Genomic DNA, 14,709 nt, shown 5'->3' on the forward strand with positions numbered 1-14,709 from the left:
CTAAAATCAACGGCGAGACAGAAAAACCAATCCTGAAATCATTATCAGCGAGTCCCCGATGAACACCCAAGAAATTCTGGCCCAGTTCGGTCCCCGTGAAGCTATGGAATATGACGTCGTCGTTGTCGGCGGCGGCCCCGGTGGCCTGGCCACGGCGATTCGCCTGAAACAGCTGGCAGCCGAAAAAGGCACAGAGCTGTCCGTCGTCGTGCTGGAAAAAGGCTCTGAGCCCGGTGCCCACATTCTCTCGGGCGCGGTGATGGACCCCAAGGCCTTGAGCGAACTGATCCCAGACTGGAAAGCACTGGGTGCGCCGCTGAACCAGCCGGTCACGGCCGATGAAGTGCTGTTCCTCACCGAAACCGGTGCGACCAAGACGCCAGCCTTCTTTGTGCCCGACTGCTTTCACAACGAAGGCAACTACGTCATCAGCCTGGGCAACGTGACGCGCTGGTTGGCGCAGCAGGCCGAAAACCTGGGTGTTGAAATTTTCCCCGGCTTTGCCGCCGCCGAAGTGCTCTACAACGACGACGGCTCGGTCAAGGGCGTGGCCACCGGCAACCTCGGCATTGGCAAGGATGGCGAGCCCACCGAAAACTTCCAGCTGGGCATGGAGCTGCATGGCAAGTACACCGTGTTTGCCGAAGGCGCACGCGGCCACCTGGGCCGCCAGCTGATTGCCAAGTTCAAGCTCGATGAAGGCAAGGACCCGCAGGCTTATGCCCTGGGCATCAAAGAGCTGTGGGAAATCGACCCGACCAAACACAAGCCAGGCCTGGTCGTGCACACCGCCGGCTGGCCCATGGACAGCAAGACTTATGGCGGCGGTTTTCTCTACCACCTGGAAGACAACAAGGTCACCTTGGGCTTTGTCACCGGACTGGACTACAGCAACCCCTACCTCAGCCCGTTCGAGGAAATGCAGCGCTGGAAAACGCACCCCAGCATCAAGGCCTATCTGGAAGGCGGCAAACGCATCAGCTACGGCGCACGCGCCCTCACGGCCGGCGGCGCCTCCAGCCTGCCCAAAACCGTGTTCCCCGGCGGCGCACTGATAGGCTGCGACGCCGGCTACCTCAATGCGGCCCGCATCAAGGGCAGCCATGCCGCCATCAAGTCCGGCATGCTGGCAGCCGATGCCGCCTACGCCGCCGTGACCGCCGGCCGTCAGCACGATGAATTGAGCGCCTACCCCGAGGCCTACGCCAAGAGCTGGCTGGCCCAGGAGCTGAACCAGTCGCGCAACTTCAAGGCCTGGTTCAAAAAAGGCCTGTACATAGGCTCCTTCATGACCGGCATAGAGCACTGGCTGCTGCCCAAGCTGGGCATCAAGAGCCCGCCCTGGACCTTGCACCGCACCACGCCCGACTACGCCATGCTCAAGCCGGCGGCCGAGTGCACGCCCATCGTCTATCCCAAGCCCGACAACAAGATCACCTTTGACCGTCTGAGCTCGGTGTTTGTCTCCAACACCAACCACGAAGAGCAGCAGCCGGCGCATCTGACGCTGAAAGACGCGAGCGTGCCGGTTCGCATCAATCTGGCGAAATACGCCGGTCCCGAAAGCCGCTACTGCCCGGCCGGGGTCTACGAGTTTGTGAAGAACGAAGACAACAGCGATCGCCTGCAGATCAACGCCCAGAACTGCGTGCATTGCAAGACCTGCGACATCAAGGACCCGACACAAAACATCGTCTGGGTGACACCAGAAGGCGGCGGCGGCCCCAATTACAGCGGCATGTAAACCAGCCGCCAAACGCCCGGGCTGGCCCGGCGCCACCGCATCCCAAAGCCCGGAATTCCGGGCTTTTTTCATGGCCGCTCTGCGCCTGGACCGACCGGCCCGGTGATGCCACATGGAACGGCGATTGCTCCAAGCCTGCGGTAAAAACACCAAGCCTTTTTATCCCCCGCTTAAGCGAAAACCCGCGCACGCTCTGCCCTGCGCTGCCGCAATAATGAGAGGGCTTGCGGCACCTCTGCGCATTCAAAAAATTCCTGAATCGACATCTATTTTGGAGACAGCATGAAGTTTTCTAAACTGCTTATCGGCCTGAGCCTGGGTCTGGGATTTATCGCTGCGGCGAGCGCGCAGACCACCATGAAAATCAGCATCTCCACGGCGCAAAACTCCCACCAGGGCGTGGCCATAGACACCTTCGCCAGGGAAGTTGAAAAGCGCACCGGCGGCCGCTACAAGGTGCAAACCTTTTACAACGGCGCGCTGGGCGGCGAACGCGAGTCGATTGAAGCAGTGCAACTGGGCACGCAAGAGCTGGCCTTCAGCTCCACCGGCCCCATCCCCAACTTCGTGCCCGAGACCAAGATCCTCGACGTGCCTTTTCTGTTCCGCGACAAGGCGCACGCACGCGCCGTGCTCGACGGCCCGATCGGCCAGGAGATGCTGGGCAAATTCGACGCCAAGGGCTTCAAGGCCCTGGCCTGGGCCGAAAACGGCTTTCGCCACATGACCAACAGCAAGCGCGACGTGAAGGACCCGACCGACCTGAAGGGCCTGAAGATGCGCACCATGGAGAACCCGGTGCACATCGCCGCCTACAAGGGCTTTGGCATCATCACCACGCCCATGGCTTTCCCCGAAGTCTTCACCGCCTTGCAACAGGGCACGGTCGACGGCCAGGAGAACCCGCTGCCGGTGATCATTTCGGCCAAGTTCGACCAGGTGCAAAAACACCTGACGCTGACCGGCCACGTCTACTCGCCCTGCATCTTCGTGATGAACAAGGCCAGTTTTGACAAGCTCAGCGCTGCCGACAAGCAGGCCTTTCTGGACGCCGCCAAGGAAGGCACGAAAGTCAACCGCGCGCGCGTCGACGAAGACGATGCCAAGGGCGTGGCCGACTTGCGCGCCAAGGGCATGACGGTGATCGACAACGTCGACAAGGCCAAGTTCGTGGCCGCGCTGGCACCGGTCAACGCCGAGTTCGAAAAGCAGTTCGGCAAGGCCAACCTGGACAAGATCCGCAACTACAAATAAGGCGCGCGCTTCGCTACTTATTTTGTAGCTGGATACGCCCGCAGTCATTGGACTTGCGGGCGTTTTCTTTGTCAAACTAGTGTATTTCCCATGAAACAAGCCTTTCTCAAATTTGAACGCTGGACCACGGGATTTTCCATGCTGGTGGCCTGCCTGATGCTGGTCATCGCCTCCACGCTGGGCATGTTCCAGATCATCACGCGCTTCGTGCTGGAGCAACCCGCCGAGTGGAGCGAAATCCTGATCCGCCTGAGCCTGATCTGGATGGTCTTCATGGGCATACCCATGGCCTTTCGCCAGGGCGCCATGGTCAGCGTCGATGTGCTTTACCGCTGGAGTCCGCCGCGCATCCGGCGCGTGCTCGACTGGGTGGTTTGTCTGGCCGCCTTGGCCTTGATCGCCGTCATCATCTGGTGGGGCTGGGATTACTCGCTGCGCGGGCGCGTGCAGTCCATGGCCGGCCTGGAGTCCATCTCCATGTTCTGGGGTTATGTGGCCATGCCGGTAGGCGGCATGTTTTGCGTCATCGGCCTCATAGGCAACCTGATAGATCCCCAACGCAACGAACTGGAGACGGCTCAATGACCGCAGTGATGATTTCAACCATGGTGCTGTGCTTCGCACTCACCGTGTCCGTGGCCGTGTCGATTGGCCTGGCCTCCATCCTCGGCATCCAGGCGTCGAATGCCAACATGCTGATCTCGGTCAAGGAAATGTTCTCGGCCATCAACAAGTTCCCGCTGGCCGCCATTCCCTTTTTCATTCTGGCCGGCAACCTGATGGAAACCGGCGGCATCTCGCGCCGCCTGGTCGAGTTCGCCAAAAGCATAGTGGGCGGCATACAGGGCGGCCTGCCCATGACCTGCGTGCTGACCTGCATGATTTTTGCCGCGGTCTCGGGCTCCTCGGTGGCGACCACCTTTGCCATAGGCGCCATCTTGATTCCGGCGCTGATCAAGCACGGCTACCCGACCGCCTATGCGGCGGCACTGCAGGCCACCAGCGCCGAGCTGGGCGTGATCATCCCGCCCTCGATTCCCATGATTCTGTACGGCGTCAGCGCCGAAGTCTCGATTGGCGAGCTCTTCATCGCCGGCTTCGGCCCCGGCCTGCTGATCGGCTGCGCGCTGATGCTGTTTGTGCACCTGTACTGCCGCTGGAAGGGCTGGGGCAAGCACGACGGCGACGGCCGCCTGCCCTTTGGCAAGGCCGCTCTGCAGGCCGGCTGGGCGCTCCTGATGCCGGTGATCATTCTGGGCGGCATTTACGGCGGCATATTCACACCCACCGAAGCCTCGGCGGTGGCGGTGTTTTATGCGCTGGTCGTCGGCATCGTGGTCTACCGCGAGATCAAGCTGCCCGACCTCTACAACATCCTGCGCAAATCGGTGCTGTCCAGCGCCGTCATCATGTTCATCATTGCCAACGCCGGCCTGTTCGCCTTCCTGATCACCCGCGCCGGCGTGCCCGACGCCATAGGCCACTGGCTGCAAGCCGTGCTGCAGTCGCCAGCGATGTTTTTACTGGGGGTCAATGCGGCGCTGTTCATCATCGGCATGTTTATTGAAACCAGCGCCGCCATCATCGTGCTGGCGCCCATACTGGCGCCGGTGGCCATGCATTTCGGCATCGACCCGGTGCATTTCGGGCTCATCATGGTGGTCAATCTGGCGCTGGGCATGATCACCCCGCCCTTTGGCGTGAACCTGTTCGCCGCCTGCACCGTGGCCAAAATATCGCTGGACCGCATCGTCACCCACCTCATCCCCTTTGTGCTGGTGATTCTGGCCTGCCTGATGGTGGTGACCTATGTGCCGCAACTGTCGCTGGCCCTGCGCGACCTGGTGTATGTAAAGTAAGCCTTAATACCTCAATCAAACGCCCGTCGGCAGCGCCCGTAACGGCCGGTTTCGGGCCCGGCTTCCGCTACACTTGCGGGGTCAGGAGAGAGTTTTCATCGCGAAAACCGCCGAAGGCGCATGTCACACCCTTTATGGTGGACTGAACGCTCAGGCAAAAGGACTGGCAACCGCCCCAGGCGCATCGCGCCGGGGCGTTCCCTACTGGAGAGAGGCCGCTTTCAAAGCGGTCCACCGAAGGAGCAAGCCTGCATCGCCAGGTGAATCTCTCAGGTAAAGTGGACAGCAGGGGCAGCCCATGACCCCTGGTCATGGATTCATGTTTGCCCCCATTGGAGAATGCCTTGTCCGACACCACTTCCGCGTCCCCCGCTTCGCTTTTCAAGACGCCGCTGCACGATTTGCATGTCGAACTCGGCGCCCGCATGGTGCCCTTTGCCGGCTATTCCATGCCGGTGCAATACCCGGCCGGCCTGATGGCCGAACACCTGCATACGCGCAGCGCCGCCGGCCTGTTTGACGTTTCCCACATGGGCCAGCTGCGCCTGGTTGGCCCTGACGCGGCCGCCGCGCTGGAGAGCCTGATTCCCGTCGATGTGATCGACCTGGCGCCGGGCAAGCAGCGCTACGGCCTGCTGCTCAATGAAGACGGCGGCATCATCGATGACTTGATGTTTTTCAACCGTGACTACGCCAATGGTGGCGATATTTTTGTCATCGTCAACGGCGCCTGCAAGGTCGGCGACATCGCCCACATCCAGGCAAAAATCGGCACTCGCTGCGAAGTCATCCCCATGCCGGACATGGCGTTGCTGGCGCTGCAGGGGCCGCAGGCCGTGACGGCGCTGCAGCGTCTGGCGCCAGGCGTGGAAAAACTGGTATTCATGAGCGGCGGCCGCTTCACGGTGGCCGGCTGCGACTGTTTCCTCACGCGCAGCGGCTACACCGGCGAAGACGGTTTCGAGATTTCCGTGCCGGCCTCACAGGCCGACACCCTGGCCAGAGCCCTGCTGGCCCAGCCCGAAGTGAAACCCATAGGCCTGGGCGCGCGCAACTCGCTGCGCCTGGAAGCCGGCCTGTGCCTTTACGGCAATGACATAGACACCAGCACCACGCCAATAGAAGCTGGCCTCAACTGGGCCATCCAGAAGGTGCGCCGCACTGGCGGCGCGCGCGCCGGCGGTTTTCCTGGTGCAGACAAAATCCTGACCCAGCTGAGCGACCCGGCCCAGCTGAGCCGCAAACGCGTGGGCCTGATAGCGCTTGAGCGGGTTCCGGTGCGCGAGCACACAGAATTGCAAAGCCTGGACGGCACCGTCATCGGCGAAGTCAGCAGCGGCCTGTTGGGCCCCAGCATCAACCAGCCGGTGGCCATGGGCTATGTCAGCCCCGAGTTCGCCGCCATAGGCACTCGCGTCAATGCCATGGTGCGCGGCAAGGCCGTGACCATGGAAGTCGCTGCCATGCCTTTCGTGCCCACCCGCTACTACCGTGGTTGAACACCGCGGCTGATTTTTTTCCTGCTACTTGAAGCAACGCTTTACCAAAACTCTGGAGATTTTCATGACGATCAAATACACCGAAGACCACGAATGGCTCAAGATTGAAGGTGACATCGCCACCGTAGGCATCACCGTGCATGCGCAAGACGCGCTGGGCGATGTAGTGTTTGTCGACCTGCCCGCCGTCGGCGCCCTGTTCGCGCAAAAAGAAGTGGCCGGCGTGGTGGAGTCCGTCAAGGCTGCGGCCGACGTCTACATGCCGGTCGGCGGCGAAGTCATCGAAGTCAACGACGCCCTGCGCGACGACCCCTCTTTGGCCAATAGCGACCCCTTGGGCGCCGGCTGGTTCTTCAAGGTCAAGCTGTCGGATCCGTCGCAGCTCGATGCGCTGATGGACGAAACCAGCTACACCAAGTTCTCCGCCGCCGCTTAAAAAGAATGCCCCTGCTTGGGGCGGCTCGGTGCTACGCGCGCCGGCCAGTGAACACCTATTCCTTCCTTCTTTAGGACTCGTATGTTGATGCAATCCGCCAAGCCGCTGGGCGAGCTTGAAAACCCTTCCGAATTCATTGCCCGCCACATCGGCATTGACGAGACAGACGAAGTCCACATGCTGGAAGTCGTCGGTTCGGCCTCGCGCCGCGAACTGATAGACGGCATCGTCCCGCGCTCGATTGCCCGCAAAAACGCCATGGTCCTCCCGGCACCAGTGACCGAAGCGGCGGCGCTGCACCAGCTCAAGGCGATTGCCGCCAAAAACCAGGTCTTCAAGAGCTTTATCGGCCAGGGCTATTACGGCACCCTCACACCTGGCGTGATCCTGCGCAACGTGCTGGAAAACCCCGCCTGGTACACCGCCTACACGCCTTACCAAGCCGAGATTTCGCAGGGCCGCATGGAGGCGCTGATCAACTTCCAGACCATGGTTTGCGACCTGACCGGCATGGCCGTCGCCAATGCCTCCATGCTGGACGAGGCCACCGCCGCCGCCGAAGCCATGACCCTGGCCAAGCGCAGCGTGAAAAGCAAAAGCAATGTCTTCCTGGTGGCCGGCGACTGCCATCCGCAAACCATTGAAGTGATGCAGACCCGCGCCAAACCGCTGGGCATAGAGATCAAGGTCAGCACCGCTGGCGCGACCCTGCCGCAGCTGATGGCCGAGGGCGATTACTTCGGCGTGCTGGCCCAGTACCCGGCCACCACCGGCAGCATTCACGACCTGCGGCCGCTGGCCGGCCAGGCCCATGTCGATGGCGCCGCCCTGTGCGTGGCCGCCGACCTGCTGGCGCTGACCCTGCTGGCCCCGCCCGGCGAATGGGATGCCGACATCGTGCTGGGCAGCACCCAGCGCTTTGGCATGCCCATGGGCAATGGCGGCCCGCATGCCGCCTACCTGGCCTGCCGCGAGGAGTTCAAGCGCTCCCTGCCCGGCCGCCTGGTCGGCGTCAGCGTTGACAGCCACGGCAACCCAACCTACCGGCTGGCGCTGCAAACGCGCGAGCAGCACATCCGCCGCGAAAAAGCCACCTCCAACATCTGCACGGCCCAGGTCCTGCCCGCCGTGATGGCCAGCATGTATGCGGTCTACCACGGCCCGCAAGGCCTCAAGCGCATCGCCGAGCGCGTCGCCACCTACACCGCCATCTTTGTGCGCGGCCTGCAGGAGCTGGGCTACGAAATCACCAACACCGGGGCCTTTGACTCGGTCACGGTGAAAACCGGAGACGCTACCAATTCGATAGCTGAGCGCGCCCGTCAGTCAAGGGCAAACCTGCGTTTTCGCTTGAATAATCACCTGGGCGTGTCGCTGGACGAAACCACCAGCCGCAAAGACATCGAAATGCTCTGGTCCTTCTTTGCCAAGCCGGGCCAGACGCTGCCAGTGGTCAGCGCCTTTGAAAAAGGCCTGGAGTCCCTGATTCCGGCCGACCTGCGCCGCACCAGTGCCTTCCTGACGCACCCGGTCTTCAACACCCACCACAGCGAAACCGGCATGCTGCGCTACATCCGCATGCTCAGCGACAAAGACCTGGCGCTGGACCGCAGCATGATTCCGCTGGGCAGCTGCACCATGAAGCTCAACGCCACCAGCGAGATGATTCCCATCACCTGGCCGGAGTTCGCCAACATCCACCCCTTCGCACCGCAAGACCAGCTGCAGGGCTATGCCGAACTCGACAAGCAACTGCGCGACTGGCTCTGCCAGGCCACCGGTTACGCCGGCATCAGCCTGCAGCCCAATGCCGGCTCGCAGGGCGAATACGCCGGCCTGCTGGCCATCAAGGCCTATCACGATGCCCAGGGCGGCAGCCACCGCCACATCTGCCTGATTCCGGCCAGCGCCCACGGCACCAACCCGGCCAGCGCCCAGATGGCCGGCATGCAGGTGGTGGTGACGGCCTGCGACGCCAATGGCAATGTGGACATGGCCGACCTGGAAGCCAAGTGCAAGCAGTACAGCGCGCACCTGGCCTGCGTGATGATCACCTACCCCAGCACCCACGGCGTGTTCGAGACCCAGGTGAAAGAGCTGTGCCAGCTGGTGCATTCGCATGGCGGCCGCGTCTACGTCGACGGCGCCAACATGAACGCCATGGTCGGCGTGGCGGCGCCCGGCGAGTTTGGCGGTGACGTCAGCCACCTCAATCTGCACAAGACCTTTTGCATTCCGCACGGCGGCGGCGGCCCGGGTGTCGGCCCGGTCTGCGTGGTGGCCGACCTGGTGCCCTACCTGCCCGGCCATGCCACGGCCGGCCTGCCGGTCAACGGCGTGGGCGCGATTTCTGCCGCACCGCTGGGCAATGCGGCCGTGCTGCCTATCAGCTGGATGTACTGCCGCATGATGGGCCCGGATGGCCTGAAGCAGGCGACCGAAGTGGCGATTCTGAGCGCCAACTACATCAGCGCCCGCCTCAAAGACCATTACCCCACGCTTTACGCCAGCGAAAACGGCCATGTGGCGCACGAGTGCATTCTGGACCTGCGCCCGCTCAAGGACACCAGCGGCGTGACCGCCGAAGACGTCGCCAAGCGCCTGATGGATTACGGCTTTCATGCGCCCACGCTGAGCTTCCCGGTGGCCGGCACCCTGATGGTGGAGCCGACCGAAAGCGAAACCCTGGCCGAGCTGGACCGCTTCATCAACGCCATGATCGCCATCCGCGATGAAATTCGCCACATCGAAGCCGGACATTGGCCGCAGGACAACAACCCGCTCAAGCATGCGCCGCACACCGCCGCCAGCCTGATGGGCGCCGACTGGGACCGCCCTTACAGCCGCGAAACCGGCGCCTTCCCGCTGGCCAACCTGAAGCAGGTGAAATACTGGCCGCCGGTGGGCCGGGTCGATAACGTTTATGGCGACCGCAACCTGTTTTGCAGCTGCGTGCCTGTGAGCGACTACCAGAACGCGTAAGCGCCCTGCCCCGTTCGGGGCAACGCTGACGCAGCCTACTGGCGCGCATGGACTCGCAAACCGTCCTGATTCTGGCCGGCGCCATCGTGGCCGGTTTCGTACAGGGGCTGTCTGGCTTTGGCTTTGGTCTGGTGGCCATGTCCTTCTGGGCCTGGACGCTGGCGCCCCAGCTGGCCGCCGCCATGGTGGTGACGGGCGCGCTGTGCGGCCAGCTGGTGGCGGCCGTGGCCGTGCGGCGCCGCTTTGAGCTGCGCGACCTGGCGCCTTTCCTGGCCGGCGGCCTGCTCGGCATTCCCATAGGCCTGCTGATCCTGCCCCTGCTGGACGTGCAGCTGTTCAAGGCCGGTCTGGGCCTGCTTTTGCTGTTCTGGTGCCCGGCCATGCTGATGAGCCAGCGCCTGCCCCGCATCACGGCGGGTGGCCGGCTTGGCGACGGCCTGGCCGGCGGACTGGGCGGCGTGATGGGCGCCATGGGCGGTTTTTCGGGCGTGCTGCCCACGCTCTGGTGCTCCTTGCGGGGCTATAAAAAAGACACCCAGCGCGCCATCATCCAGAACTTCAACCTGGCCATTCTCAGCGTCACCTGGCTGAGCTACGTCGCCACCGGCGTGGTGAGCTTCGCCACGCTGCCCATGCTTGCCCTGGTCATTCCGGCCATGCTGATTCCCACGCTGATCGGTGCCCGGGTCTACATAGGCATCAGCGAAGCCACCTTCCGCCAGATCACGCTGGGCCTGCTGACGGCCTCCGGCCTGGCCATGCTGCTGTCGGCGCTGCGCCATGGTCTGGCTGGCGCCGGCTGAGACCATGCCCGCCGTGGATAATTCCGCTGTACCGCCGCCTGTGCGCGTCGCCGGTGCCTATCAATCACTTTGCAACTCTTCCGAATGGATGCCATGAAAGCCTTTCTTGCCCTGACCGCCGCCCTGACCCTGGCCGGCCATGCCTACGCCGCCGCTCCGGCCGAAACCCTGCCCTCGGGCGTGAAGATTGTCCACACCGTTGACGGCAGCGGCGCGCAGCCCAAGGCCTCAGACACGGTGAAGGTGCACTACCGCGGCACCCTGGCCGACGGCAAGGAATTTGACAGTTCCTACAAGCGCGGCACGCCCGCCAGCTTTCCGCTGAATCGCGTGGTGCCTTGCTGGACCGAAGGCATGCAGAAAATCAAGGTGGGCGGCAAGGCCACGCTGACCTGCCCACCGGCCACCGCCTACGGTGACCGCGGCGCCGGCGGCGTGGTGCCGCCCAATGCCACGCTGACCTTCGAGGTCGAACTGCTGGCCATCGAAAAATAAGCTGCGCCCAATGAACCGGGCAGGCCGGGCCAGCGCACTGCCCGGCTAGCGCGGCCGGTCCAGCACGGCCAGCAGCGCCTCATTAAAGGCCTGGGCCTGCTCAAACTGCACCCAGTGCCCGGCCTCCTCGATAAACGCCAGGCCCCGGAAATCTCCGGCTTGCCGCAGGGCCGTTTCCAGCGCGGCCAATTTCCCCAGGTAAAGCGCATCTTCCCTGCCGTAAATCGCGTGCATCGGACAGCGCAGCTGCGCCAGCGAACGCAGCAGCGCATCGGTGCGCGACAGGCGCCGCCCCGTCATGCGGTCGCGCACCACATTGGCCACATGCAGGCGCAAGGTGGCCTCGCTAATGGCCTCGGACCGGTACAGCATCAGCGCCGCCAGATTGCCACGGTGCACCGCATCGCGCTCAGCAGCATCGGGCAGATGGCGCCAGGCGCGCAGACTGATCACCGGCTGCGGCGTGATGCCCAGCCCGGGTGCGCCAACCAGCATCAGGCGGGCGACCCGGGCCGGGAAACGCTCGGCCAGAAAGCCGGCCACCATGCCGCCAAAGGAAAAGCCGACCAGCTCGCAGGCGCTATCACCCAGCAGGATTTGCAGCCCCTGCTCCAGCGGCTCGGGCAAGGCATCGGCGTCGCCGCCCCGGGGTGGCATCGCCGAGTCACCGGAGCCCGGCAGATCGGGCACCAGCACCCGGCGCCCCGAGGCCAGCAGCGCAGCGATATTGCGCAGCCAGTGCGTCCAGCTGCCGCTGCCGCCGTGCAGCAGCACCACAGGCATAGTGCCGGACGGGCTGCTTTCGGGCCCCCAGAGATGCCAGACCAGCGAGCCCTCACCGCTGGGGGTTTCTCGGCGGGTGGCGCTTTGCAAAAGAAGCCTTGCCTCATCGGGCAGGGCAGGGTTTTCTGAAAATGTCATGCGACGTTTATACCTTCCCGTATTCCCGCCTGCCCCCTTCAGGACTGCGAAGGCCTGAAGACTACTATTTTAATAGCTGTACCCGCCCGTCAATCAAGGGCTGGAGGCCGATTTCATTGAGGACATTCGAGCAAAAAGCCCGCCAGGCGCAGCCAGTCAATCCTGCGGCTGGCTCAGCGCCTGCAGCCACTGCATGGCCTGCGCCAGCTCGTCGCGGGTGATTTCGTGGGCGTTGTGAAACTCGCTGTAGCGCAGCGTGATAGGCAGCTCCTGCACGGCACTGCGAATGGCGTGCGCATGGGCCAGCGGAATCACCGCGTCCACCGTGCCATGGCTGACCCACAAGTGCTTGCCCTGCAGCGCGGCGGCGGGCGCAATCAGTGGCAGCACCTGCTCCAGCAGGCGGCTGTGCATGACCATGGTGGCCTGCAGCAGCGCCGGCTGGGTCAGCAGCAAGGAAAGCGACATGATGCCGCCCTGGCTGAAGCCGCCGACCACCACGCGCTCGGCCGGAACGCCCAGTTGCTGCGCCGCCGCCGCGACCACCTGGGCGACCTGCGTGCGGCTGGCGACCTCCTGCGCCTCGTTGATGACGCGCCCGGCCGCCGTGACGGAGAACTGGAACCAGGCGTAAGCGCCTGGCCCCATGACATTGGGCGCGCGCAGGCTGAGCACGTGAAAATGCGCCGGCACATGGGCTGCTAGGCCAAACAAGTCCTGCTCGTTGCTGCCCACGCCGTGCATCAGCACCAGCAGCCAGGGTTGGGTGACGGCGGGGTCGGCCGGGCGGTGCAGATGGCTCAGGGAAAGATTCAGCATGGTGGTTTCTCGCGGTCTGGAAATGAAGTCAGGGAAGGAATCTAGTGGCCGGCTTCAGGCAGCCGCCGACAAGGCAAAGGTGTCCATGGACAAAATGCCGTACATCACCTCACGGCTAAGGTAGTCCGGCCTGGCCTGCTCGTCGGCCGCGCCCAAGGCAAAAAACAGCGGCAGGAAATGGTCCTCGCTAGGGTGGGCACGGCTGGCGGATGGCGCCAGCGCCCGGTAGTTGAACAAGGCCTGCATATCGCCGCGCGTCACGGCGTCCTCCACCCAGCGGCTGAAGGCCAGCACATAGGGTGCGGGCTCGCGCGCACCGCCGAAAAACTCCGATAGGTTGTGCGTCATGCTGCCCGAACCTATCAGCAACACGCCGCTGTCGCGCAGGCTGCGCAAGGCCCGGCCCAGGGCAAAGACCTCGGCCGGCCCCCAGCGCAGCGGCAGCGCCACTTGCACCACCGGCACGTCGGCCTGGGGGAAGAGATGCATCAGCGGCACCCAGGCGCCATGGTCAAAGGGCCGGCCGGCGTCGGCTTGGGCCTCTACGCCGACGCTGGCCAGCAGGCCAATCACTTCCTGCGCCAGCGCGGGATGGCCGGCGGCCGGGTATTGCAGTTCGTACAGCGGCTGCGGAAAGCCGCCGAAATCGTGCCAGGTCTGCGGTGCCGCTGTGCTCATGACGGCGGGCGCGCGCGCCATCCAGTGCGGCGACATGATGACCACGCCGCGCAGCGTATTGGCCTGGGTCAGTTGCTGGCCCCAGCGCGTCAGCGCCGGGCCGGTGTCACCGGGCTCCAGGGCAAACAGCGGTGCACCGTGGGAAATGAAGAGGGAGGGAAGTCGCTTGGCAGTCATGAGAAGTCATCCTTTCCTCAAACTATAGTTATCTATGAATCAGAGATAAATAACGAAACTATTGATTTATTGTTTTTAAATTATTGACAATCAAACTTTGCCGTCAGGATTCGCCATGGACCAACTCCGCCAGATCCAAGCCTTTACCGCCGTGGTGCAGAGCGGCAGCTTCGTCAAGGCGGCCGACCGCCTGGGCACGTCCAAGGCGGTGGTATCGCGCCTGCTGCAGGAGCTGGAAACCCAACTCGGCACGCGGCTGCTGAACCGCACCACGCGGCGGCTGTCGCTGACGGACTCTGGCCGCGACTACTTCGAGCGCTGCCGGCAAATCCTGGACGACCTGGCCGAGGCCAATGCGGCGGCCAGCGCCACCAGCACCCAGCCGGCGGGGCGGCTGAAGATCAACGCGCCGCTGACCTTTGGCAATCTGCACCTGGCGCCGCTGTGGGGCGAGTTTCTCAAGGTCTACCCGCTGGTCGAGCTGGACCTGACGCTGTCGGACCGGGTGGTCGATCTGGTCGAGGAAGGCTTTGATCTGGCCATACGCATCAGCGCCGCCGCCAGCCTGCCCAGCTCCAGCCTGGTGGCCAGGCCGCTAAGCAGCGACCGGGCCATTCTATGCGCCTCACCGGCCTACCTGCAGCGCGCCCGGCCGATTGAACGGCTGGCAGATCTGGCCGAGCACAGCGTGATGGCCTATACCTATTGGTCGGGCGGCGATGTCTGGAGCTTCGACGGCCCGCAGGGCCGGGAATCCGTCACCACCCACCCGCGCCTGCGCGCCAACAGCGGCGATACCTGCCGGGCGGCGGCGCTGGCCGACCAGGGCATCGTGCTGCAGCCGGGTTTTCTGGTCGGGCCCGACCTGAAGGCCGGCCGGCTGCAGGAAATCCTGCCGCTGCACCGCGGGCCGGCACTGACGATTCAGGCCGTCTACCCGAGTCGCAAGCACCTGTCGGGCAAGGTCAGGGTCATGGTCGATTTTCTGGCCCAGGCCTTCAAACAGCCCGGCTGGCTGTAAGCGCCGGCGCCGGACGCCGGC

At 63.8% G+C, this 14,709-nt stretch carries 13 protein-coding genes and 2 riboswitches; of the genes, 10 read left to right on the forward strand and 3 right to left on the reverse strand.

Translation table 11 applies throughout. The features are described 5' to 3' along the window. Positions 1-58 precede the first annotated feature (58 nt). The 9 genes from BM160_RS10350 to BM160_RS10390 all read left to right on the forward strand — a co-directional run bounded on the left by BM160_RS10350 (position 59) and on the right by BM160_RS10390 (position 11,072). Complete coding sequence (locus BM160_RS10350) at positions 59-1,744, forward strand: electron transfer flavoprotein-ubiquinone oxidoreductase (protein ID WP_092004499.1); 1,686 nt, start codon at positions 59-61, stop codon at positions 1,742-1,744. Positions 1,745-2,026: 282 nt separating this feature from the next. Continuing rightward, positions 2,027-2,998 (forward strand): TRAP transporter substrate-binding protein, encoded by a 972-nt coding sequence (locus tag BM160_RS10355; RefSeq protein ID WP_092004502.1) that lies wholly within the window; start codon positions 2,027-2,029, stop codon positions 2,996-2,998. 90 nt (positions 2,999-3,088) lie between these two features. Next, a complete protein-coding gene (locus BM160_RS10360; protein ID WP_092004505.1) occupies positions 3,089-3,583 on the forward strand; it encodes a TRAP transporter small permease in 495 nt (164 codons plus the stop codon). Beyond that, on the forward strand, positions 3,580-4,857 hold the full coding sequence (locus tag BM160_RS10365) for a TRAP transporter large permease (RefSeq protein WP_092004508.1): 1,278 nt from the start codon (positions 3,580-3,582) through the stop codon (positions 4,855-4,857). Before BM160_RS10360 ends, BM160_RS10365 begins: the two co-directional genes overlap by 4 nt. 72 nt (positions 4,858-4,929) lie before the next feature. Continuing rightward, positions 4,930-5,033: riboswitch (glycine riboswitch) on the forward strand. An 18-nt stretch (positions 5,034-5,051) separates the two neighbouring features. After that, positions 5,052-5,153, forward strand: a riboswitch (glycine riboswitch). Between the two features lie 15 nt (positions 5,154-5,168). Further along, positions 5,169-6,356, forward strand: coding sequence for a glycine cleavage system aminomethyltransferase GcvT (gene gcvT, locus BM160_RS10370; RefSeq protein WP_092004510.1), 1,188 nt, complete (start codon positions 5,169-5,171; stop codon positions 6,354-6,356). A gap of 64 nt (positions 6,357-6,420) precedes the next feature. Beyond that, complete coding sequence (gene gcvH / locus BM160_RS10375; protein ID WP_092004620.1) at positions 6,421-6,792, forward strand: glycine cleavage system protein GcvH; 372 nt, start codon at positions 6,421-6,423, stop codon at positions 6,790-6,792. Between the two features lie 81 nt (positions 6,793-6,873). Next, entirely contained in the window at positions 6,874-9,774 is a 2,901-nt protein-coding gene (gcvP, locus tag BM160_RS10380) for an aminomethyl-transferring glycine dehydrogenase (protein ID WP_092004513.1), read from the forward strand. Positions 9,775-9,821: 47 nt separating this feature from the next. After that, the gene (locus tag BM160_RS10385) at positions 9,822-10,577 is read left to right on the forward strand and encodes a sulfite exporter TauE/SafE family protein (RefSeq protein ID WP_092004516.1); all 756 of its coding nucleotides are present in this window, start codon (positions 9,822-9,824) and stop codon (positions 10,575-10,577) included. A gap of 93 nt (positions 10,578-10,670) precedes the next feature. Beyond that, on the forward strand, positions 10,671-11,072 hold the full coding sequence (locus BM160_RS10390; protein ID WP_092004623.1) for an FKBP-type peptidyl-prolyl cis-trans isomerase: 402 nt from the start codon (positions 10,671-10,673) through the stop codon (positions 11,070-11,072). A gap of 45 nt (positions 11,073-11,117) precedes the next feature. Here BM160_RS10390 and BM160_RS10395 read toward each other — a convergent pair whose 3' ends face one another. From BM160_RS10395 to BM160_RS10405, 3 genes are all read right to left on the reverse strand, one after another. Further along, positions 11,118-11,993 carry an alpha/beta fold hydrolase gene (locus tag BM160_RS10395; RefSeq protein ID WP_092004519.1) on the reverse strand — a complete coding sequence of 292 codons (876 nt, stop codon included), beginning with the start codon at positions 11,991-11,993 and terminating at the stop codon, positions 11,118-11,120. 156 nt (positions 11,994-12,149) lie between these two features. Next, a complete protein-coding gene (locus BM160_RS10400) occupies positions 12,150-12,812 on the reverse strand; it encodes an alpha/beta hydrolase (RefSeq protein ID WP_092004522.1) in 663 nt (220 codons plus the stop codon). A gap of 54 nt (positions 12,813-12,866) precedes the next feature. Next, positions 12,867-13,667: a dioxygenase family protein gene (locus tag BM160_RS10405; RefSeq protein ID WP_092004525.1), complete on the reverse strand. Its 801-nt coding sequence runs from the start codon at positions 13,665-13,667 to the stop codon at positions 12,867-12,869. A gap of 115 nt (positions 13,668-13,782) precedes the next feature. On the opposite strand from BM160_RS10405, the gene BM160_RS10410 reads away from it, so the two are divergent. Next, positions 13,783-14,688, forward strand: a complete 906-nt coding sequence (locus tag BM160_RS10410; protein WP_092004528.1) for a LysR family transcriptional regulator — start codon at positions 13,783-13,785, stop codon at positions 14,686-14,688. The last annotated feature ends 21 nt before the right edge of the window (positions 14,689-14,709 follow it).

The organism is Polaromonas sp. OV174 (assembly GCF_900112285.1).
In the GTDB taxonomy this organism is placed as follows: Bacteria; Pseudomonadota; Gammaproteobacteria; order Burkholderiales; family Burkholderiaceae_C; genus Polaromonas.